The organism is Cronbergia sp. UHCC 0137 (assembly GCF_034932285.1).
GTDB lineage: Bacteria > Cyanobacteriota > Cyanobacteriia > Cyanobacteriales > Nostocaceae > Cronbergia.
On record NZ_JAYGHC010000039.1, the window covers coordinates 7,747 to 29,050 of the forward strand.

The window sequence follows — 21,304 nt, forward strand, 5'->3', positions numbered from 1 at the left end:
AATCACCAATCACCAATTAATTCAATGATTCATTTAAGTCCAGCAGCTACCAATGAGATCGAACGGTTAAAATCTAAGCAGCAACCAAACGTATTGTTTCGCTTACAAGTAAAAGCTGGTGGTTGTGTTGGTTGGTTTTATGATATTTCCTTTGATCAAGCCACAAAAGTTGAAGATCAGGTTTTTGAAGTGAATGGTATTTCCGTAATCATTGATCCCCAAACCCTAAATTATGTCAGTGGGTTAACATTAGATTATTCAGAGGATCTGATGGGAGGCGGTTTCCGCTTCAATAACCCAAAAGCGATCGCTACCTGTAGTTGCGGTAATTCTTTCTCAATGGATGATAGGTAACAGGCAATCTTGGATAGAGAATAGTATTTCAATAACCCCCAATCCCCAACTAGCACTGAGCGAAGTCGATAGCGTAGCGTAAGCCATAGTGTCCCCAATCCCCAGTTCCTCAAAATTAACAATTGACAGAAAATAATAAAAAAGGCTATAATTAGGATTTGTAAAAACTTTAGACACAATAGGCAGCTTCACGCGCTGTAACTCATGCCAACAATACAGCAGCTAATCCGCACTGAACGCGAACAAGCGCGTCAGAAAACCAAGTCCCCTGCTCTGAAACAATGCCCTCAACGTCGGGGCGTTTGTACCAGAGTATACACAACCACACCAAAAAAACCCAACTCTGCCCTCCGTAAGGTAGCAAGGGTAAGACTTACTTCGGGATTTGAAGTCACAGCTTACATCCCAGGTATTGGTCATAACTTGCAAGAACATTCTGTTGTGATGATTCGTGGTGGTCGGGTAAAAGACTTACCAGGCGTAAGATACCACATCATCCGTGGCACCTTAGATACAGCCGGAGTAAAAGACCGGAAACAAGGACGTTCCAAATATGGAACTAAACGCCCGAAAGAAGCGAAAAAATAGGAACTAGGCGATTAATTGCCTCAAAAACGATTAATCGTCCCGTCCCCAAAGCGCGAACAACACAGAATCAAAAACCTGTACTAAGCGAGCAAGCACAGGAAAGTTTAAAGGAAACACTATCACCACCAGCAGCACTTTAATCTCAAAATTTAATTTTATTGATGTTGTAGTCTTGTGTGTAGATAGTAGTTAAAAAAACAAAAAAACAAGGAAAATTAAGCGGCAATCCAGACCGCTTTTACCTTCCTATGTTCTGATAGCATATAATTTCGTTGTCAAATAGCCAATTAAGGATGAAGTATGTCTCGTCGTGGTGTTAGTCAAAGGCGTGCAGTCCCGCCTGACTCAGTATATAACAGTCGCCTTGTCAGCATGATGGTTCGGCGGATCATGCGTCATGGAAAAAAATCCCTGGCCTCCCGGATAGTTTATGATGCCTTAAAAACTATTGAAGAACGCACCGGTGGTAGTCCCTTAGAAACCTTTGAAAAAGCAGTGCGGAATGCAACGCCTTTAGTAGAAGTAAAAGCTAGACGAGTGGGTGGAGCAACCTACCAAGTACCAATGGAAGTACGTTCAGATCGTGGTACAACCCTAGCGCTGCGTTGGCTAGTACAATATTCCCGGTCTAGACCAGGACGTACCATGGCCAGTCGGTTGGCAAACGAATTAATGGATGCTGCCAACGAAACCGGAAGTGCTATTCGTAAGCGGGAAGAAACCCATCGGATGGCAGAAGCAAACAAAGCATTTGCACACTACCGTTACTAAGCCCATCAACCGTATATCGACCATAGAAAAGGGTATAACGGTATAATTGTAGAGTTATAGGCCTGTTCTAACTGTAAACATAAAAAACCTTTCTTGAACCCAAAGGGTTTACAGTAGTCAAAACTGCGGTTTTGAGATAGATAGGAACTCAAATCCAGTAACCAACTTATCGCGTTTGGCTAAAGCGTGTAAGCTTACCGAGGGATAACTGCTCCCATGCTCCCGTTGAAGTAAGAAATAAATGTCTGGACTTGTCTAGAATTTATATAGCAGTAATATACAAGATACCATGAGGCAAAAACTATAGGAGGTAACTGTGGTACGTACACACCCGCTAGAGAAAGTACGCAATATAGGCATTGCGGCCCATATAGATGCGGGTAAAACAACAACAACAGAGAGAATATTGTTTTACTCTGGGATAATTCATAAAATTGGCGAAGTTCACGAAGGAACAGCCGTAACAGACTGGATGGAACAGGAGCGGGAGCGGGGAATTACCATTACTGCCGCTGCTATTAGCACCAGTTGGAATGATCATCAAATAAACATTATCGATACTCCGGGTCACGTTGACTTCACAATAGAAGTAGAACGTTCCATGCGCGTGTTAGATGGTGTAATAGCTGTATTTTGCTCTGTAGGCGGTGTACAACCCCAATCAGAGACAGTATGGCGGCAAGCAGACCGTTATAAAGTCCCCCGGATTGCTTTCGTTAACAAGATGGATCGCACTGGTGCGAACTTCTTTAAAGTACACGAGCAAATGCGCGATCGCTTAAGAGCAAATGCGATCGCCATTCAACTGCCAATCGGTAGCGAAACAGACTTCCTGGGAATTATTGACCTGGTGCGGATGCGTGCTTACATCTACAACAACGACCAAGGGACAGACATCGAGGAAACAGACATCCCCGCCGAATTGCAAGAACAGGCAGCAGAATACCACACCAAACTGGTAGAAGCAGTCTCAGAAACCGACGACGTACTGATGAACAAGTACTTCGAGGGAGAAGAACTAACAGAAGCCGAAATTCGGACTGCATTGCGTAAAGGAACAACCGCCGGCACAATAGTCCCTGTTCTTTGCGGTTCAGCCTTCAAAAACAAAGGCGTACAATTGATGCTGGATGCAGTCGTAGATTACTTACCAGCACCGACAGAAGTACCACCAATTCAAGGCTTACTCCCCAACGGTGAAACCGTCGAGCGTCGAGCAGATGACGAAGAACCCCTATCTGCCCTGGCATTTAAAATCATGGCAGACCCTTATGGTCGCCTCACCTTCGTTCGTGTTTATTCTGGAGTGTTGAAAAAAGGCAGCTACGTCCTCAACGCCACAAAAAACAAGAAAGAACGGATTTCTCGCCTCGTGCTAATGAAAGCCGATGACAGACAAGACGTGGATGAACTACGGGCTGGCGATCTAGGAGCAGCACTAGGATTAAAAGACACCTTAACAGGGGATACTTTATGTGATGACGGATCACCAGTCATTCTGGAATCCCTATTCATCCCTGAGCCTGTAATCTCGGTAGCGGTTGAACCCAAAACCAAGAACGACATGGATAAATTATCCAAGGCCTTACAATCCCTCTCAGAAGAAGATCCTACCTTCCGCGTCCGAGTTGATCCCGAAACCAACCAAACCGTCATTGCTGGGATGGGGGAACTGCACCTAGAAATTCTAGTAGACCGGATGATGCGGGAATTTAAAGTGGAAGCCAACGTCGGCGCGCCGCAAGTAGCTTACCGCGAAACAATCCGTAAAGCCGTAGAAAAAATCGAAGGTAAATTCATCCGTCAAAGTGGTGGTAAAGGTCAATATGGTCACGTTGTGATCAATTTAGAGCCAGGTGAACCAGGAACAGGATTTGAATTTGTTTCCAAAATTGTCGGTGGTACAGTACCAAAAGAGTACGTTGGACCAGCAGAGCAGGGAATGAAAGAATTTTGTGAATCCGGTATTTTAGCTGGATATCCATTAATTGATGTTAAAGCAACATTGATACATGGCTCTTACCACGATGTAGACTCTTCGGAAATGGCTTTCAAGATTGCCGGCTCAATGGCAATGAAAGAAGCAGCAACAAAAGCTTCTCCAGTCCTGTTAGAGCCTATGATGAAAGTTGAAGTAGAAGTTCCCGAAGACTATATTGGGAACGTCATTGGTGATTTGATCTCCCGTCGGGGACAGATTGAAAACCAAAGCACCGAACAGGGACTTGCTAAAGTAGTATCAAAAGTGCCACTAGCAACCATGTTTGGCTACGCCACTGATATCCGGTCTAAGACCCAAGGCCGTGGTATCTTCACGATGGAATTCAGCCACTACGAAGAGGTGCCTCGCAGCGTAGCTGAAGGTATCATCGCTAAAAGCAAAGGGAACGCTTAATTAAAAAAGGAAACGAGTATTCATGGCACGCGCAAAGTTTGAAAGAAATAAACCGCACATAAATATCGGTACTGTTGGTCACGTTGACCACGGCAAAACCACTTTAACAGCAGCTATTACCATGACCTTAGCAGCTATGGGTCAAGCTGTGGCTAAAGGTTATGATCAAATTGATAATGCACCAGAAGAAAAAGCACGGGGTATTACAATTAATACTGCTCACGTTGAGTATGAAACCGCTGATCGGCACTATGCTCACGTAGACTGTCCTGGACACGCCGACTATGTGAAAAACATGATCACTGGCGCTGCCCAAATGGATGGAGGTATCCTCGTAGTTGCGGCTACCGATGGACCCATGCCCCAAACCCGTGAACACATTCTGTTGGCAAAACAGGTGGGTGTTCCCAGTTTGGTGGTCTTTTTGAACAAAGAAGACTTGATGGACGACCCAGAACTACTGGAATTGGTGGAATTGGAACTGCGGGAATTGCTTTCTAGCTACGATTTCCCTGGTGACGATATCCCCATCATCACAGGTTCTGGTCTGCAAGCCTTGGAAGCAATGACCAAGAATCCCAAAACCCAACGTGGTGAAAATCCTTGGGTAGACAAAATCTACGCCTTGATGGATGCTGTAGATAGTTATATCCCTACCCCTGAGCGTGCTGTTGATCAGCCCTTCTTGATGGCTGTAGAAGACGTATTCTCGATTACAGGTCGTGGTACAGTTGCCACCGGTCGGATTGAACGGGGTATAGTTAAGGTTGGCGATAACGTGGAATTGGTAGGGATCAGAGATACCCGCGCCACCACGGTGACTGGGATCGAGATGTTCAAGAAGAGTCTTGATCAAGGTATGGCTGGGGATAACGCCGGTGTACTGCTTCGTGGTATCCAAAAGGCCGATATTGAACGAGGCATGGTAATTGCTAAACCTGGTTCTATTAAACCTCACACTCAATTTGAAGGTGAAGTTTACGTCTTAACAGAAAAAGAAGGTGGTCGGAAAACACCATTTTTCTCTGGCTATCGTCCTCAGTTTTATGTGCGGACAACAGATGTAACTGGTACAATCAAAACCTTTACCACTGATGAAGGTGGGGAAGCAGAAATGGTCATGCCCGGAGACCGGATTAAAATGACCGTAGAATTGATTAACGCGATCGCGATCGAGCAAGGTATGCGGTTTGCGATTCGTGAAGGTGGTCGCACCATTGGTGCTGGTGTTGTATCTAAAATTCTGAAATAACATTCACCTTTTGGCTCTGATTACAAGGGAGTAGGGATAAAATAATAGATCTCTGCTCCTTTGGCATCTCTCAAAACAGTTAAGATTTTAGACTTTGGATTGGTGGATTAATTCTAAAATCCAAAATCTAAGATCTAAAATTTAAAATTAACCCGAACCTGGAAAACTAAAGATGGCAACTCTACAGCAGCAAAAAATTAGAATTCGCTTACAGGCTTTTGACCGTCGTTTATTGGATACATCTTGCGAGAAGATTGTAGATACAGCTAACCGCACTAACGCTACAGCTATTGGACCTATTCCTTTACCCACAAAACGCAAAATCTACTGTGTACTGCGATCGCCCCACGTAGATAAAGATTCCCGCGAACACTTTGAAACCCGTACCCATCGTCGAATTATTGACATTTACCAGCCCTCTTCTAAAACTATTGATGCGCTGATGAAGTTAGATTTGCCATCTGGTGTAGATATTGAAGTCAAATTGTAATTTTTAAAATAGGAGTCAGGAGGCAGGAGTGAGGAGGCAGGAGGCAGGAGGGGGAGCAATAATTCTGTTCTCTGTTCCCTCTTTTGAAATTAATCCTGTTTATCCTTTAATCCTGTAAATCCTGATCAAGCTTTGAGTGCTGATTCAGTATAAATATTTTTTTAGCCCTGAGATAAATTTCTGCGGGGCTTTTTATTAGCTACAAAACAAATGTTAAAGTAAAGATATAGCGGTATGCAGTTGAATGAGATACAAATTGAAACTTAAAAATCTACAGGATAAGGCTTTCCCTCCTGCCTTCTGCCCTCTGCCTCCTGCCTCTTGCCTTCTGACTCCTAACAGCTTTTAAAATTCTAAGCCTTAAATTTATACCAAGTTGACAATGACATCTTCTTCTAAAATCGCAGTCCGTGAACTACCTCTGTTTCCTTTACCCGAAATGGTTCTGTTTCCTACTAGACCATTACCCCTCCATGTGTTTGAATTTCGCTATCGAATCATGATGAATACTATTTTAGAGAGCGATCGCCGATTTGGAGTATTAATGGTTGATCCAGTCAGAGGTGCGATCGCTAACGTAGGTTGCTGTGCAGAAATTATTCATTACCAGCGATTACCAGATGATCGGATGAAGATATTAACTCTGGGACAGCAAAGATTTCGGGTTTTGGAATATGTGCGCGAGAAGCCTTATCGTGTTGGTTTGGTGGAGTGGATTGAAGATGAACCCCCAACTAAAGATTTGCGTCCTTTAGCTTCGGAAGTAGAACAACTTCTCAGAGATGTAGTTCGTCTTTCAGGTAAATTAACTGAGCAAAATATTGAACTACCAGAAGATCTACCAGAATTACCAAGAGAACTATCTTATTGGATTGCCAGTAATCTTTATGGTGTTGCACCAGAGCAACAAGCATTACTAGAGGTACAGAATACTCTACTGCGTTTAGAACGGGAAGCGGAAATTTTAACTTCCACCCGCAATCATTTAGCAGCCCGTTCTGTTCTCAAAGACACGTTTAATGATATGGAATAAATAAACTTAAAACTTAGATATATCAAGACTTTCAAGGTTAAAAAGGTGAATTAGGTGGAAGGAATAAGCTCAATATCAAAAGACCTTCCATTCTGCCCCCTGCCCCCTAGCAGTAATATTAAGTAATTGCCAAGCAGTTTTAATAAATAAACTCATGTCTTCTACCCCAATGACGCTGAACCTAATTGAAGGTTCTGTCTCCTTTAGTTTTTCTCCCCAAGCAGCGGAACAATTAAAAGCCGCAATCAACGAATTAATGACAAGTCTAAAAACCGTTGCTGCTAAACCCACTCCGGGAAGTGGCAAACTTACTCCCCAACCTCCCTTAGATTATCGGCATACCGGAGAGGTATTGCTAGAACTTTTTTGCAATCCCAATATCTGGCCTACTCCCTTTGCAGCTAAAGTTCTACTCACCATCCGCACTGTCAACATTCGCTTAACAACAGAAGCTGAACTGACTCGCGTAATTGAGGATATTAACCAGTATTTAGAACAAGTCGGATAGAAGTCTAAAAACCCCTACAAAAATATACTTGTCCGAATCTCCTGTTTCTGGACAAGTATATATTAAATCAATGGGTATTTTTATGAACCAAGGATACTAGGCGTAGTCCATCCTAGATATCACTCACTAGAAAAGTTCTATAAATTACATTCTAACGCTGATGTTTTCCTGGGAATTTTAAAATTTTGGATCTGGCTACAGATTCTAGTTCAGGGTTGGGGTTTAATTATCTGTGGCGATATTCGCACATCGACAAATAGACTCCAAATCCAAAGCTAGAAAACAACAATAGATTAGTCATTGTCCCATTCTTCACGACCAATCAAATCACCAATGCGATCGCGCAACAAAAAATCACACTTCTCTAATTCACATTCTACACAAACCCACTCTCTCGCTGGAATATATTGGCAAAGTGTATATATTGGTTGTTGACGGCTGACCACTCCCTTCTGCACCAGTTGACGCGCTTCGTCCTGGATCACGTTTAGAGAATAGTAATTGATAGAAGGCACCGTATTCACACTCATGGTTTTTACTCACAAATTTACATTTAGATAGTGTTCCCAACCTTCGTTAGAAACAAGCATGGCGATAATTTAGACCTGTGGCTAGGTTTTGTAGTTTGCTATACGGAACTATTTACATTTTGACGCTATACACATATAAATTATCTAAAGAAATGTTAAGTTTGTCAATAAAACATGACATTACTCACCACTCTACTTTACATTAATCATGCCAGAAATGTGAACTTTATTTACATCACTGAAAGGGAGTGGGGATTGGGGGTCTGAGGATTGGGGACTAAAACCCAGCAAACTACAAAAGCTAAATTACACTAATAACTTTGATAGTTTGCCAAGGGTTAACATTTTTTTAACCAAATTACTGTCAATCAACGGAGGGAAGAAGGAGTGTGATGTCACTCAACCGAGAATCAATAAAATACTTTGGTGTCGCCAAAAATATTCTTGAAAAGCTCACGCAGAGGCGCAGAGGCGCAGAGAAAAATTTGAAAATCACGACTTTTGCAAGAAATCTAATATTTTGCCAACAAATACTGAAAACCCCGTGTCATTAGACCGGGGGGAATTTTAGAACAGGTGATTTTGTGAAGAAAAGACCGTTTGACCTTCAGTTATCAGTTTATTCCTGAGAAAATCCTTGATCATCGAGATCATCTGGTGGACGTTCCTGCTTGAGTTGGTTTAATAAAGTCAGTACCTTAGTACCGCGTTCTAAAGAAAGGTCTTCAATAAACACCACTTCTGGTGTGCGACGTAACCTCACCCGCGCCCCCAGTTCACTGCGGACGTAACCCGTCGCTGACTTTAAACCTGCCATTGTTTCTGCTTTGGCCTCCTCCGTTCCATAAATACTGACGAAGATTTTAGCGTGTTGCAGATCACCGGAAACGTCTACATCGGTGACACTTACCATACCTGTACCTACACGGTCATCCTTAATGCCATTAAGTAGCATTTGGCTAACTTCCCGTTTAATTAATTCAGCAACACGGGAAACACGGCGATCTTTAGCCATAGCAATTCAGCCTTCTCACGGAGATTATACGATTAAATAAAAGGAGTTCAGAATCCAGGGGCTACGGTGTACACACAGGTCGGAAGTAGTTGACGACTCTGAGTTTTACTCCTCCCTAACTATCCTTTGGTGAAGGGAAGGGAACTAGATTTCTGACACTGATTTAGATTGTACTCAATCCCAGCATTGCCCGGAGGGTAAAGGCCATAAAAGCCAGAATCCCTCCAAATAGACCCACAATGGCAATTAGGGTGATAGGGCGCTTCAATAGGGGCTGTAGTGGTGCAAATGCGTTCACTATAATCCCTAACAGAAAAGTGATAAAATAGCGGGGGTAACGAAACACGTTATCCCAAAATCCATCAAACATGGGAATTTAGACTGCCTTATTGTAAACTGTAGTTTGTTTTAGGTGCTTGTTTAGCTCAATTGTAATCTATATAGCCAAAAATTTGCTCTATTCAGACAAAATATAATTCGTTGGTTACAAAACAAGGGAACAGGGAACAGGGAACAGATAAGATTAATGTATTAGTTAAATTATAAATAAATGGTTAGTCAAATCCTCAAAGAAACTTGTCCACGTCCGTTTTTGAAGTGGGCAGGGGGTAAAGGTAGGTTAATTCAACAATACCAAGGATATTTTCCTGATCATTACGAAACTTACTATGAGCCATTCTTGGGGGGAGGGGCTGTTTTTTTTCATTTGCAACCACAAAGGGCGGTGCTAAATGATATTAATGCTGAATTAATTAATACTTATTGTTGTGTTAGAGATCATGTTGAAGAATTAATTATTTTATTAAAAAACCATCAAGAACGACATACTAAAGAATATTATTATGATATTAGGGGATATAGTGGAGGTTCTATTTTAGAACAATCTGCTCGTTTTATTTATTTGAATAAAACTTGTTTTAATGGTCTTTATCGTGTCAATTCTCAAGGCAAATTTAATGTGCCTTTAGGTAGATATAAAAATCCGGGTATTTGTCAAGAAGATGTGTTGCGAATGGCATCGAAGGCATTGTCTGGGGTGAAAATTGCACAGGCAGATTTTACCCAAGTTTTAGATTATGCAACCAGTGATAATGATTTTGTCTTTTTTGATCCTCCTTATTATCCTGTAAGTACGACTAGCTATTTTACGGCATATAGTCGTTATTGTTTTGATGAAAGTCAGCAAATTAAATTAAAAGATGTATTTGAAAAGTTAGTGGCAAGAGGTGTAAAAGTGATGCTGTGTAATTCAGATTGCTCTTTTATTCGTAATCTTTATCATGATTTTTACATATATGATATTTCGGCAGCTAGGTCAATTAACTCCAATGGTAAAAACCGGGGAAAAATTGGTGAAGTATTAGTAAGTTCACATAAGAGACTTCCAAATAAAAAAATATCCCCTATTTATGAGGGTAGGGGGTAGGAACTACTTTCACCAATTGGATCATCTTTTTTGTGGAGTTCACTAACAGAGTTTAGGGTTGTTTGGAAAGTATAAGTAATGAGACAGAATTAATTACACAACTGGTTTTCCTGTTCCCTCTCTCAACAAATGAATTTAATTTTGTCCGACTACTTAGGGCTTGCTGATAGCGTAGCGTGCTTCAACTATATTCTTCTCTTCTTCTTATTCTTCCTCCTGACTCCTGACTCCTGACTCCTAGCCCTAACGAAAGGACTTTTTCAGCAAGCCCTACTTAGTGTGGTGCGTCAGAGAGAAAAAATCTGTTGTGTGTTAAATTATCGGGTCTGACGCACCCTACAGGAGATAAAAAGACTTAGCTGGTTTTAACTTCAGCGTGACCATTGCGGATAGACCATGCTAGTTCTAGCATTTGTGTCCAACGTTTTTGGAGTTGCTTGGGGGTACATTGGACAGTTTTAGCGATCGCCTGATCTCCTTGAAGTTCGGTTTTCAAATTATAGATTTCCCGTTGCTGTTCTGTTAGTTGCTGCCAAAATGTATCCCATTGTTGAGAAGATAAACCCAGCTTATGCTCTAAACCTGCACCCAGCCATTGATGGACTAATTGCCATTGGTGTTGTTTAGCAAACTTTTCTACGTGATATTTAAAGCGTTGTTGCAAATAATCACGCTGACGGCTAGTTAAACCCAAAATATGGTCAATTTCTGGTGCGGAGAGGTCTTGGAGCTTCAAAGTCAAGTAATTCATGCAGTCAGATTGTCCTTGAGATTCCAGATATTTCATCAATTCAGTGATGACGCGATCGCGCTCTGATTCCTCAGAAGGATCAAAATTAGACTTAGCAACCATTTGTGATCTAATCTGCTGCACCGCCAAATTACGCTGATAGGATTCCGCTTCCTCAGTTTTAGCCGAATCCACCGCCATTTCAATATCTACAGTAGTTTCTTGGGGTTGACGACGAGCAAAACCTTGAGCGCGTAAAACCACCAACTGTTGATTAGCACCACCAGGTAGATTAATCCGGCGTTTAGCGTACTGCTCAGTAAACGCCATATATTCAGCTAATTGTAACTGAGTGCGTGGTGTATAATTTTCCGGTAACTCATTTTCCCGACGGAAAGCTTTAATCGCTTCGATATAAAAAGCCTGTAAAAAATCTTCAATTAAATTGTAACGCGCCTCAAAACCCAAATCAGAACCAGCAAGGGTAACATGACGATAAACAATCGCCCCCAAACTACTATGCAATTCCACCCGGCCTTGTTTAGAACCTAATTGGTAATAACGCAAGCACTTTTGTAGTCGATGTCTAGCTAAAGTAATCTCCCAAGACCTGACTTGTCCAGAAGTTTGGATACGAGAACTTTTATCACATATCCGTTCTACCTCTTTAGCTATTCGTTTGGCGACAGATTGGACACATCCAACTGTAGCTTTTACCTGGGCTTGTAGTTCATCACATAGCAATTGAACTAAAGTTTCAGAGTTGCTTACAGACAAGTCTTCAATCGAAACGTGGTGGTCAGTCAACGTTCTGGCAGGTGTAGAATTTGGCAGATCAACAAGGTTAGCTTTCATGACTTTTCCTGAAATTTGGTATTGCACCTTAACTCAAACGCAGATACAGCAATTACAGCCAGCCCAAGAATTGATGATCTGTCCAGATCACTCCCTTGTACTGCTCATATTAAGACTGTAGGAATTTTAATAAGTTAAGGGCTTGTCAAATGTGTCGCTTTTTTGATTAGCAACTAAATCAAAGGTGTGAAGATGGTTTTTTTTAGACGTTTAAATCCGTTCAAAGCATTGCAGTGGCGAGGTTTGCCGATATCTCGCACTTTGCAATTCTGAGGTCTGATAAGTATGACAATTTCAAAACTGGATTATATAGCAACCGCCAAGGTGGTTAGGACATCAATTGTTAGCGCAGGTTGGCGTAAACCATTCATGCAACTGGTTTCACAACAGGGTTTTAATTCTGACTCCTGACTCCTGACTCCTGACTCCTGCTTTATGTATCACAATTTTCAAAACTGAGGGTTGCGTTGTCAAGCTTAATTTTTATACCCAAGCTGCTGCTGCTTCCCAACCTAATCCCCTCCGTGTAATGACTGGTTCTTCCGCCGTTAAATCTAAAATGGTTGAAACATCATAAGTCGGTTCTTCACCAGTATCTATAATGATGTCTACCACTTTATCTAAACGATCAAATAACTCTACCCGTGATAAAATAAGTTCAGGATCAACTCCTACTATTCCATCATCATCTAGGTCATTTGCTGGGACATGGGCGGAGGTGGAAATAATGGGATTTCCTAACGCTTCCAGCAAAGCCAAACATACAGGATGATTTGGAACTCTAATCCCCGTCGTTTTTCGTTTAGGACTCTGCACCAGTCGCGGCACTAACTTGGTAGCAGGTAACAAAAACGTGTAAGGTCCGGGAATTAATCGCTTCATAATTCGATATGCTGTATCACTTACGAAGGCATAAGTGGCTACATTAGAAAGGGACGGAGACAAAAATGTTAGTGGTTTATCATTCGCTAACTTTTTAATTTGCCGCACTTTTTCTACTGCCGATTTAGCATTCAAATCACAACCAATAGCATAAACTGTATCAGTAGGGTAGAGCATGACAGCGCCATTTAAGAACGCTAACTTTATCTCCTCTATTCGGCGGTTTTGAGGGTTATCAGGATGAACATCCAAAATTTTTGCCATAAAAGCTGACCAGGTGTGAGGTTAAAAGTTAAAATTCAAAATTCAAAATTCAAAAGTTATGAATAAAATTGCTTATTTTCAATGTTCGACGGGGATTTCTGGTGATATGTGCCTGGGGTCTTTGGTGAGTTTGGGTGTTCCTGTAGAGTATTTGGTGGAAAAGCTAAATGGGTTGGGAATTGGACAGGAATATAGTTTGCGGGCTGAACTGGTTCATCGACAAACCCAGCAAGCAACTAAGGTTGATGTTGATTTAGTCCACCATCATCATCACCACGACCATAAACACAGTCACCACCACGGCCGTCATCTGCCAGAAATAGAGAAGATGATTGAAAAAGCCAATTTACCAATCCAAGCTGAAAGATGGAGTTTAGGGGTTTTCCGACAACTAGCAGTAGCAGAAGGGGCTGTTCATGGCATTGCACCGGAAAAAGTTCATTTTCATGAAGTGGGTGCTGTGGATGCCATTGTGGATATTGTTGGTACTTGTTTGGGGTTGGATTGGTTAGGCATTGACAGTAATGGGGAGGGATTGCCCTTGATTTACTGTTCAGCATTCCCGACTGGTGGGGGAACTGTTAGGGCTGCCCATGGACAGATGGCTGTACCTGTACCAGCAGTGTTGAAGTTGTGGGAAATGCGGGGTTGTCCGGTATATAGTAATGGGATAGACAGAGAATTGGTGACACCTACGGGGGCAGCGATCGCTACTACTTTGGTGAGAGCGTTTGGTTCTCCGCCGCCAATGACTGTTAAACAGGTGGGACTAGGTGCGGGTTCTCTGGATTTACCCATTCCCAATATACTACGCCTCTGGTTGGGTGAGAGTACAAGTTTACAAACCAATACTAGCCCCAATTTAGAAGCGATCGCTGTATTAGAAACCCAAGTTGATGATTTAAACCCGCAAGCAGTGGGTTATGTGTTTGATGCTTTATTTGCTGTGGGTGCGTTGGATGTGTTTACTCAACCGGTGGGAATGAAAAAATCTCGTCCGGGGATTTTGTTGACTGTGATTTGTCATCCTGAACATTTGGCTAGTTGTGAAGCGGTTTTGTTTCGAGAAACGACTACTTTGGGGATTCGTCGGACTACTGGACAACGGAGGATTTTAGAACGGGAATTGGAAGAGGTGGAAACTGTTTATGGACGAGTGCGTGTTAAGGTGGCATTTTCTGAGAAGGGGAATGTGAAGGCTATCGCTAATGTCCAGCCAGAATATGAAGATTGTGCAGACTTAGCACGCAAACATGATGTTCCCTGGCGAGAAGTTCAACGTTTAGCTTTACAGAGTTGGTATTCCCAACATCAAAAATAGTGACCTGGCGACTAGAAGTCGCGGCTACACAGACAAAACCCACCTCCGTGGGTTTCAAACCTTGCTCATAATGGTGAATATGCAATTTACTATGATTCCCAATATTTGCTGGATAAAAGTAAATCTGTTTTATAATCGAATTGCCAGGTTTCGGGGAATTGAGTTTGTTTATATTCAACGGAAACTATATCTAAAGCATCAAGATAAACTTGGGTGAATATTTGAGCAAGATAAGGTTTAAGACTGGGTGATTCTTTTAATAAGACTTGGATTTGTTTACGTTGTTCTACGATAGTTACTTCCCAGCCGTTGAAGTTTTCATGGCTATTAACATACATCCGTTTAAGGATATGAGATATCAATACTAATAGTCGATTTCTTAGTTCTCTTCTTTCACTTTTTCCCAATGTTTCAATTTCCTCAATTAAGTGTTCAAAATCAAGATTCTCAATATCTTTAGTTTTGAGTTGAGTAACTGTTCTTTCACACCATGCAAGAAAGTCGCATTCATAGAGAATATCGGTTGTTTCGATGTTTGTTGTCATGACTTATTCTCACATTTTTTAGGGTGAATTAGGAGAGCGATCGCTCTGTAGAATTGTCAGATTTAGCTTTTTTGCTTAGGCATAATTTGATTGTATTTATGCTGTAAAAACTTGATCGACTGTGAGATTTAGTTCTGGGAAAGTTGGGGATATAATTTTATCTGTACCCCTGTAAGCATTTGGTTGGTAAATATCTTGTTCGTTGAGGATATATACAAAAATTGTTGGTTCTTTGGGATTCCCTAAATCATTACGACTACCAATGGCTAAATAATCAACAATCCAATATTCACGAATACCTAAGCGTTGATATTCATCGAGTTTATCAATATAATCATCTTCCCAATTTGTAGAGAGTATTTCTACTGCTAGTTGTAATGGTTCAAGAAAAGCAGTATAAGCAGATAAATTAGCATCCCATAAGTTTTTATCTACTATACTAACATCAGGAACACGACCTTGTTCTTTACCGCTTGCTGTTAAGGTTCTAATAGTAATTCTTCCAGATACTCTGTAATTGAGATTAAGACGGTTAACTTCTAATTTAAAAGTATCAGCAATAAAATCTGCTAAATTATCATGTTTTCTGGTTGCTTGTATCCGCATAATTTCTCCATTTACAAGTTCATAGCGACCTTCTTCGGGAAAGTCGTAGTTGAGAAAATCTTTAAAAGTGAGTCGGGTCTTAGTTAGAGTCATGGCTGTGAAAGGGGAGAGGTTCTGTTTTTACGATAATCTATTTTGAAAATTATTGGCTATGGGGGATTGGGTGGGATGGGGTGGTGCGATCGCGTTCGCGGAGCGTCTCGAAGAGAAGCACTCCGTAGGAATCACTATTTCTCCTTATTTAAACTCGTAGTAACTGTCAGAATCTACACGCATAAAAGGTGAATATGCTCTCCGCTCACTATCAGGATTAACTTTAACTTTACTTGCGTAGTCAGAACCTTCCTGATCTTCACGAATTGCTCTCCACACCAATAAACGCCAACCTTCCACAGATACTAAATAACGATCTGTTGTTCTACCAGGCTTGAGCCAACGTAATCCATTTCCAAGGTTAATATGTTCATATTGGGAAAAAGCATCTTTAGAAGCAGCAGCACGCAATAGAAACCGAAATGGATCGCAGTCATCTAATTTAGCTAGATTATCAAAACAATCTCTAATAGCTTTTTGTGAAAGAAAAGGAACTAATATAGAAGGTTCACGCATTTCTTCAAGAAACAAAAAACCTACAGCAGAAATAGTTACATTTTTATTGGAAAACTCTACTAGCGATTCTAAAATTTGTCTTTCTGTATAAGGAACTCTTTCTTCCCATTCTGCTTGAGAAATTTCAGTTTCTCGCTCTATTTTTTCAAATAAATCTTTATAGATTTCAAATTGCGATCGCTTAAATTCTACAGGAAGCGGTGGTAATTCGAGTAATGTAGTTGACTGCTCAAAAATATAGTCGCATTTCATTCCTTTTACCATACCTAACAAAACAGTATAAGGAACTAAGGCTTTATATCCTCCTGTGGGATTGAGAATAATATTACTAGCATCATAACTATCAACTTCTTTGAGAATACGTTTGACAAAGTTAACAACACCTTCTTTTCTAAAAAGTTCAGCATCTACAACTTGAAGTCCTGTAATTTTTTCAGCTTTCGCATATATCTCAATCCAGTGATGTTTTAGATATTTTTCAACCGCAAGAGCGCAGCAATACCCATCATCTGTACTTGAAGCAAGTAAGATTACTCTATCTTCATTGGTAATACCAATTCTCACAAGGGAATGAATTTCGGCTGATAAATCATTCTTTAAATTCTCTCCTTCAGGGAGGATTTCACGAAAGGTAGAAAATACTTTTTCAGCAGCATCTTCTACACTATCTTGTTCATTAACCCAATTGGTTAAATCTTTTGGTTTCAATCCTAAAGTTTTTGCAGCACTTGTTCCTACAGAACAGATAATTGTTTTTACCATTTCAAAACCTCTTGATAAAATTATTGTTTAGATTCTTTTACTCATTAAACATAGCTTGTCCCGGTGTAGAGACGTTCCATGGAACGTCTCTACATTATTTTTCATCAGATACTTATTCTGCTTCGTCTTTCAAATCCCAAGCTTGTGCAATTTTGCGAAGTTCTTCAACTATCTGCTTCGTTTGTTCAATAATATATTCTGCACTTTGAGGATTTTTCCTAAATCCTGCATGAAGTACATCATTACGCAATTTTGCGAGTCTATGAGTATCTGACCAAAGGTTAGATAACTGAGTTCTTTTATCTCTGGAAACTGTTTCTTTATATTGTTTTAGGAATGGAGATGTATATTTATTACCCTGTTTATCTGGTGGTGTTGTTCCTCCACTTAATAGAAGTTCCATTTCTGGTCTATTAGTTCTTTTAACCTGTGGATCTATATTAAAGTGATGACATAATAAAGAAGGTAGCCATTCTCTTGCCATAGACAAAGCTTGAACTATTTGCCCTTTTTCTGCATACCATTCCACCATTCTCAATTGTCTTATAAGAGCAGCTTGAGGACTAATTGTATACTCTGTTGGATTTTTTAAACCAAAATTACCATAATCATTTTCAACTCGTCTTAGTAGAGTTGTGAACGGTGGTAATGATTCGGAAATACTTGATGATGCTGCTGTAATTTTTTCTGGTAATAAAGCGGCTTCCTGCATTACATCCATTGGTCGAAGTAATTGTAAACCCTGCGCTATGTTATCAATATTATTAGCTAATTCTTCGGTAGCAGGATCTCCATTATGTAACAATTCTGCTAATGCTTGACCATTACCTGTTTTGAGAAACTGGTCTGTTGCTGTTGTCCATTCCAATAAACTGACAATTGGCAATAAGTCAAAAATAGGTGTTTGATTTGTTTCTTCATTTTGAGCATCTCGCGCACCATAGATTAAGCCATTAATTTTTACTTTTCTAACAACACGAAGATAACTGACGGCTATTAAAGCTACTATTGGTAAAAATCTAAATCCATAAGTAATATCAAACAAAACTTCATCATTGTCTTGAAGATATTCAGTTAATAAAGCAAAAATCTTCCATAATTCTTCAGGACTACTGCTTTCAGGGACATTCTTAATAGGGTGTAATTCTACTTTACCAGATAGTCGTTTTTGTAAAGCATCCCAGTTAGACTCAGTTCTATCTTTAGGAATACCTTTTTCAGCAGTGTTTGTTAAGAGTACATACAGAACTTTCGGTTTGTAAAATTTGACCATTGCTTCTTGAAAAAACTCTGTTTCACATTCGTCAGAACCATCTGGGCTAATGTAGATAGTTTTGTCGTATCCTTTATGTGGATTGAATCCTAAAAACGAGATGGCTTTCATTTTATACTCCTATGTAATTGAAAAAACTAATCTGCGTGTAGTATTACAAGATGTTGCTAGGATAACTTTATCTGGGATCAAAGTAAGGTAAACCAGTTTCATCCCAAAGTGCAGGAAGTGAAACTTTAGATCCACCAGTGCGTTCGTTTTCAACAAACCATTTAAAAGCTTCTCCATCTGGATGAGGAGGTACAGGGTTTTGTCCTTGTTGTTGACGTTTTCTAGGATAATGAACAGGTTTATTATCATTAAAACCTTGACATCCATAACAAAATGCTTTAATAAAACGCACTTGTTCAAAAGATTGACCGTTACCATAAACCTCAGCTACGGTATCTTTAAAGATTTGTATTTTTGTTTGTGCATCTTTTGGCGATGAATTAGGAATGGAGATTAAGGAAGAATAGAACTCGCGCCAATTTTCTCCTTTACGAAGATCAGTTTTATTCCAATCAATAGTTAACTTGACACTTCCAAAGCCTAGCGGTTTTGCACCACCTAAACGATGATAATAATTTTCAGGAAGAGACAATAACCAAAGCAATGCACCAAGTTCAACATCTGAAAGATTATTTACATCAATATTAAAACTAAAGGTAGTATCAGGTTTTACCCAAGCTTTAATAGAACGATTTTGATCATCTCTTTGTTCTAAATTATCTTTTTTAGGTCTACGATATTCTTGGAAATATCCTCCTTGATCTGTTTTTGTTCTATCTTCATTGGGTTTGTTCCAGTGTTGTGCAGGTAAATTATTATGGTGAGGATAAACTTTCCGTCCTCTTAACCCATTATTACTTTGATAAGTTTTTTCTTTTGAAATTCCTTCATCTAGTGGTGTTCCTTCTTTGTCTTTAGCAATGTAAAATCTTGCTTGTTGTGGTTTAGGTTCTCCCAGAATAGCAAGAGGAAAACCATTTTCACCAAATGTTTCTATAGAATCATCTGAATTGCATTCTACTGAATTAATTCGTAAATTGCCTTTATAAGAACCTTGACCATTTTGATTTACCCAACCAAATACTCTATCTGCTGGAGAAAGAGAATTAATTTCTGTTGTAGGTTTGAGATTGCTATCTAGTAAACTTGCAGGGGATACATTATATAATTGCCGAGAAATAGATACAGGAAATAAATCTGTAATTCTATTATTTTTTAGTTCTACATAACATAAAGTACCTTCTTTTAATTCTAATTCACTATGTTCATAGATATGACGTGACCATCCTGTTTTTCCTGGTGTAGCACCAAGATAATCTTGTGGATTTTGGTTATTTTTACGACGATTTTCTAAATCTTTGATATGACTTTCTTGATAATTGTTGATCAATTCTCGCCACAGAGATTTAATTTCATCGGTGATAATTATGCTTTCATTGTCATTTTTCTCAATAAAAACTCGCTCGTATTTTTTACCATTAATATTTGCACCTGTTACTAATACCCATCCTTTCAACCATTCACCATCACCGGGGTAAGTAGCAGCATCCCATTTTCTAATCCTGGTGACTAATCCTTTGTTTATTCTTACCCAAACAGCATCACCGTGTTGAGGTAATTCATTTGAATCATCATATCTAACCGCTTCTCTAATTTCACCTTTATCTCGTGAATTACTACTTTTTTGATATCGGAGTAATCTAGCTGTATCACCTAATAATTCCGGTGCTTCCATTAGTCTTAAAACTAATTGATTATTTTGGCTTTCCACTCTAGCAGGGATAAGATCATTTTTGGTAGACATCCTAAAAGCTAAACGATCTTCATGTTTAACAAAAATTGATAACCGAGAATTTGTGATTGCTTCATAAGCCGATCGCAACATTCCTTTAATTGAAGTTGGTGGTAAATATGGTTTACCATCTGCATCTAATCGAATTGGATAAATTTTATGATCTGTTCCTTGTGCTTTTGCTGCATCAGGAATTAATAAAGGTGTAATAGTTGTTAAGGTGACGGAGATTCTACCACTCCAATGATTATTGAGATAAGAATCATGTCCGCAAGGAGTGCGATCGCCTAATTCACTCTTTTGTACATTTTCAGTGTTTCTAGGTGGTGCAGGAACAAAATTATAGGGGTTATGAAAGTCTCCTGGTGGTTTATTATTTCTAGGTGAAGCATTAGATGAACGAGTTACTTGCGCTGGTGTTGCTATTTCTCTTTTCGGTGTAGAAATAGTAGGTTGAGTAGATGCGAAAGCCTTACCTTTTTCACGGATCTGTTTTGGTTGTCCACCGATTTCTTCTAATTCAACTTCTAAATTATTGAGTTGTGAAATATCAGTTTTCTTTATTTCTAATAAATTTGCTGATAGTTCAGATTCTTTAATATTAAAATTGCCTGTTTTACCTTTAGCATTGGTAAAATTTACTTGCAGTGTTTTATTAGCTATGACAATTAATTTTCCTGTTAACATTATTTCACCTCTAATCCTATTAATCTTTCTTCAACTACTGAAACATTGCCATATTCTTCATCAGCTTTAAGATATTCAATAGCGTTTAAATAAACTCGCTTATCAGCAGTTAAACCTCTCACTGGAACATCTATAGAACCAATACGAGCAGTAGATAGTTTTGCCCATCCTGAAGTTGATTCAGAGCTTGCTTTTTTACCCCATAAAATGTATTGTTGATGAATTTTATCTAATGCACTTATTTCAGGAATTTTATGATCTAAATAACCTGAAATATCTTGTTCTGAAATCAAAACAGCTTTACCTTTACCATTGGATTCATTCAACCAGCGTAACTCATAATTTTGATTAAATGCTCGTAATTCAAAAACTTTATCAACTTTATCAGGGGATATAATTTCGTTTTCTGCATTTATTAAATCTCCATTTTTATCAACCTTAGCAAATTGACAGTATGTAGGAGAGTAAATTATAGCCACTGCTTGAGAAAGTGCTGTTGCACAATTTGATAAAGCTGATTTAAGAGTGATATTAGTAGTTGTACATCTTCCGTATAAAGTCATAG

21 protein-coding genes are annotated in these 21,304 nt (G+C 39.6%); 10 read left to right on the plus strand and 11 right to left on the minus strand.

Annotated features, from left to right (window positions below; genetic code table 11):
* Positions 1-24: 24 nt before the first annotated feature.
* The 8 genes from VB711_RS18640 to VB711_RS18675 all read left to right on the plus strand — a co-directional run bounded on the left by VB711_RS18640 (position 25) and on the right by VB711_RS18675 (position 7,391).
* Positions 25-354, plus strand: coding sequence for an iron-sulfur cluster assembly accessory protein (locus tag VB711_RS18640; RefSeq protein ID WP_323287759.1), 330 nt, complete (start codon positions 25-27; stop codon positions 352-354).
* 204 nt (positions 355-558) lie between these two features.
* Positions 559-942: a 30S ribosomal protein S12 gene (gene rpsL / locus VB711_RS18645; protein WP_015214573.1), complete on the plus strand. Its 384-nt coding sequence runs from the start codon at positions 559-561 to the stop codon at positions 940-942.
* A 300-nt stretch (positions 943-1,242) separates the two neighbouring features.
* Positions 1,243-1,713, plus strand: coding sequence for a 30S ribosomal protein S7 (rpsG, locus tag VB711_RS18650; protein ID WP_323287719.1), 471 nt, complete (start codon positions 1,243-1,245; stop codon positions 1,711-1,713).
* A 316-nt stretch (positions 1,714-2,029) separates the two neighbouring features.
* Complete coding sequence (gene fusA, locus VB711_RS18655; protein WP_323287720.1) at positions 2,030-4,108, plus strand: elongation factor G; 2,079 nt, start codon at positions 2,030-2,032, stop codon at positions 4,106-4,108.
* Between the two features lie 22 nt (positions 4,109-4,130).
* A complete protein-coding gene (gene tuf, locus VB711_RS18660; protein ID WP_323287721.1) occupies positions 4,131-5,360 on the plus strand; it encodes an elongation factor Tu in 1,230 nt (409 codons plus the stop codon).
* Between the two features lie 172 nt (positions 5,361-5,532).
* Complete coding sequence (gene rpsJ, locus VB711_RS18665) at positions 5,533-5,850, plus strand: 30S ribosomal protein S10 (protein ID WP_010998474.1); 318 nt, start codon at positions 5,533-5,535, stop codon at positions 5,848-5,850.
* A gap of 382 nt (positions 5,851-6,232) precedes the next feature.
* Positions 6,233-6,883 carry an LON peptidase substrate-binding domain-containing protein gene (locus tag VB711_RS18670; protein WP_323287722.1) on the plus strand — a complete coding sequence of 217 codons (651 nt, stop codon included), beginning with the start codon at positions 6,233-6,235 and terminating at the stop codon, positions 6,881-6,883.
* A 154-nt stretch (positions 6,884-7,037) separates the two neighbouring features.
* The gene (locus VB711_RS18675) at positions 7,038-7,391 is read left to right on the plus strand and encodes a hypothetical protein (RefSeq protein ID WP_323287723.1); all 354 of its coding nucleotides are present in this window, start codon (positions 7,038-7,040) and stop codon (positions 7,389-7,391) included.
* A 293-nt stretch (positions 7,392-7,684) separates the two neighbouring features.
* On the opposite strand, the gene VB711_RS18680 is transcribed toward VB711_RS18675, so the two are convergent.
* From VB711_RS18680 to VB711_RS18690, 3 genes are all read right to left on the minus strand, one after another.
* Positions 7,685-7,921, minus strand: coding sequence for a DUF4327 family protein (locus tag VB711_RS18680; RefSeq protein WP_323287724.1), 237 nt, complete (start codon positions 7,919-7,921; stop codon positions 7,685-7,687).
* A 619-nt stretch (positions 7,922-8,540) separates the two neighbouring features.
* Positions 8,541-8,936, minus strand: coding sequence for a 30S ribosome-binding factor RbfA (gene rbfA / locus VB711_RS18685; protein ID WP_323287725.1), 396 nt, complete (start codon positions 8,934-8,936; stop codon positions 8,541-8,543).
* A gap of 163 nt (positions 8,937-9,099) precedes the next feature.
* Positions 9,100-9,306: a DUF751 family protein gene (locus VB711_RS18690; RefSeq protein WP_323287726.1), complete on the minus strand. Its 207-nt coding sequence runs from the start codon at positions 9,304-9,306 to the stop codon at positions 9,100-9,102.
* A gap of 180 nt (positions 9,307-9,486) precedes the next feature.
* Between VB711_RS18690 and VB711_RS18695 the strand changes: the two genes are divergently transcribed.
* Positions 9,487-10,362 (plus strand): DNA adenine methylase, encoded by an 876-nt coding sequence (locus VB711_RS18695; protein ID WP_323287727.1) that lies wholly within the window; start codon positions 9,487-9,489, stop codon positions 10,360-10,362.
* 355 nt (positions 10,363-10,717) lie between these two features.
* On the opposite strand, the gene VB711_RS18700 is transcribed toward VB711_RS18695, so the two are convergent.
* Both VB711_RS18700 and VB711_RS18705 read right to left on the minus strand, forming a co-directional pair.
* The gene (locus tag VB711_RS18700) at positions 10,718-11,947 is read right to left on the minus strand and encodes a HetZ-related protein (protein WP_323287728.1); all 1,230 of its coding nucleotides are present in this window, start codon (positions 11,945-11,947) and stop codon (positions 10,718-10,720) included.
* 483 nt (positions 11,948-12,430) lie between these two features.
* On the minus strand, positions 12,431-13,093 hold the full coding sequence (locus tag VB711_RS18705; protein WP_323287729.1) for an L-threonylcarbamoyladenylate synthase: 663 nt from the start codon (positions 13,091-13,093) through the stop codon (positions 12,431-12,433).
* Between the two features lie 58 nt (positions 13,094-13,151).
* Between VB711_RS18705 and larC the strand changes: the two genes are divergently transcribed.
* Positions 13,152-14,414: a nickel pincer cofactor biosynthesis protein LarC gene (gene larC / locus VB711_RS18710; protein ID WP_323287730.1), complete on the plus strand. Its 1,263-nt coding sequence runs from the start codon at positions 13,152-13,154 to the stop codon at positions 14,412-14,414.
* Positions 14,415-14,503: 89 nt separating this feature from the next.
* Here larC and VB711_RS18715 read toward each other — a convergent pair whose 3' ends face one another.
* The 6 genes from VB711_RS18715 to csx19 form a co-directional block, all read right to left on the minus strand.
* Positions 14,504-14,959 (minus strand): DUF29 domain-containing protein, encoded by a 456-nt coding sequence (locus VB711_RS18715; protein ID WP_323287731.1) that lies wholly within the window; start codon positions 14,957-14,959, stop codon positions 14,504-14,506.
* A 96-nt stretch (positions 14,960-15,055) separates the two neighbouring features.
* The gene (locus VB711_RS18720; RefSeq protein WP_323287732.1) at positions 15,056-15,658 is read right to left on the minus strand and encodes a Uma2 family endonuclease; all 603 of its coding nucleotides are present in this window, start codon (positions 15,656-15,658) and stop codon (positions 15,056-15,058) included.
* Between the two features lie 144 nt (positions 15,659-15,802).
* Positions 15,803-16,936 carry a putative CRISPR-associated protein gene (locus VB711_RS18725; protein WP_323287733.1) on the minus strand — a complete coding sequence of 378 codons (1,134 nt, stop codon included), beginning with the start codon at positions 16,934-16,936 and terminating at the stop codon, positions 15,803-15,805.
* Positions 16,937-17,048: 112 nt separating this feature from the next.
* Positions 17,049-18,320: a TIGR02221 family CRISPR-associated protein gene (gene csx2 / locus VB711_RS18730; RefSeq protein WP_323287734.1), complete on the minus strand. Its 1,272-nt coding sequence runs from the start codon at positions 18,318-18,320 to the stop codon at positions 17,049-17,051.
* Between the two features lie 67 nt (positions 18,321-18,387).
* Positions 18,388-20,739: a TIGR03986 family CRISPR-associated RAMP protein gene (locus VB711_RS18735; RefSeq protein WP_323287735.1), complete on the minus strand. Its 2,352-nt coding sequence runs from the start codon at positions 20,737-20,739 to the stop codon at positions 18,388-18,390.
* Positions 20,739-21,302, minus strand: a complete 564-nt coding sequence (gene csx19, locus VB711_RS18740) for a CRISPR-associated protein Csx19 (protein ID WP_323287737.1) — start codon at positions 21,300-21,302, stop codon at positions 20,739-20,741. The genes VB711_RS18735 and csx19 overlap by 1 nt, the downstream gene beginning before the upstream one ends.
* Positions 21,303-21,304 lie beyond the last annotated feature (2 nt).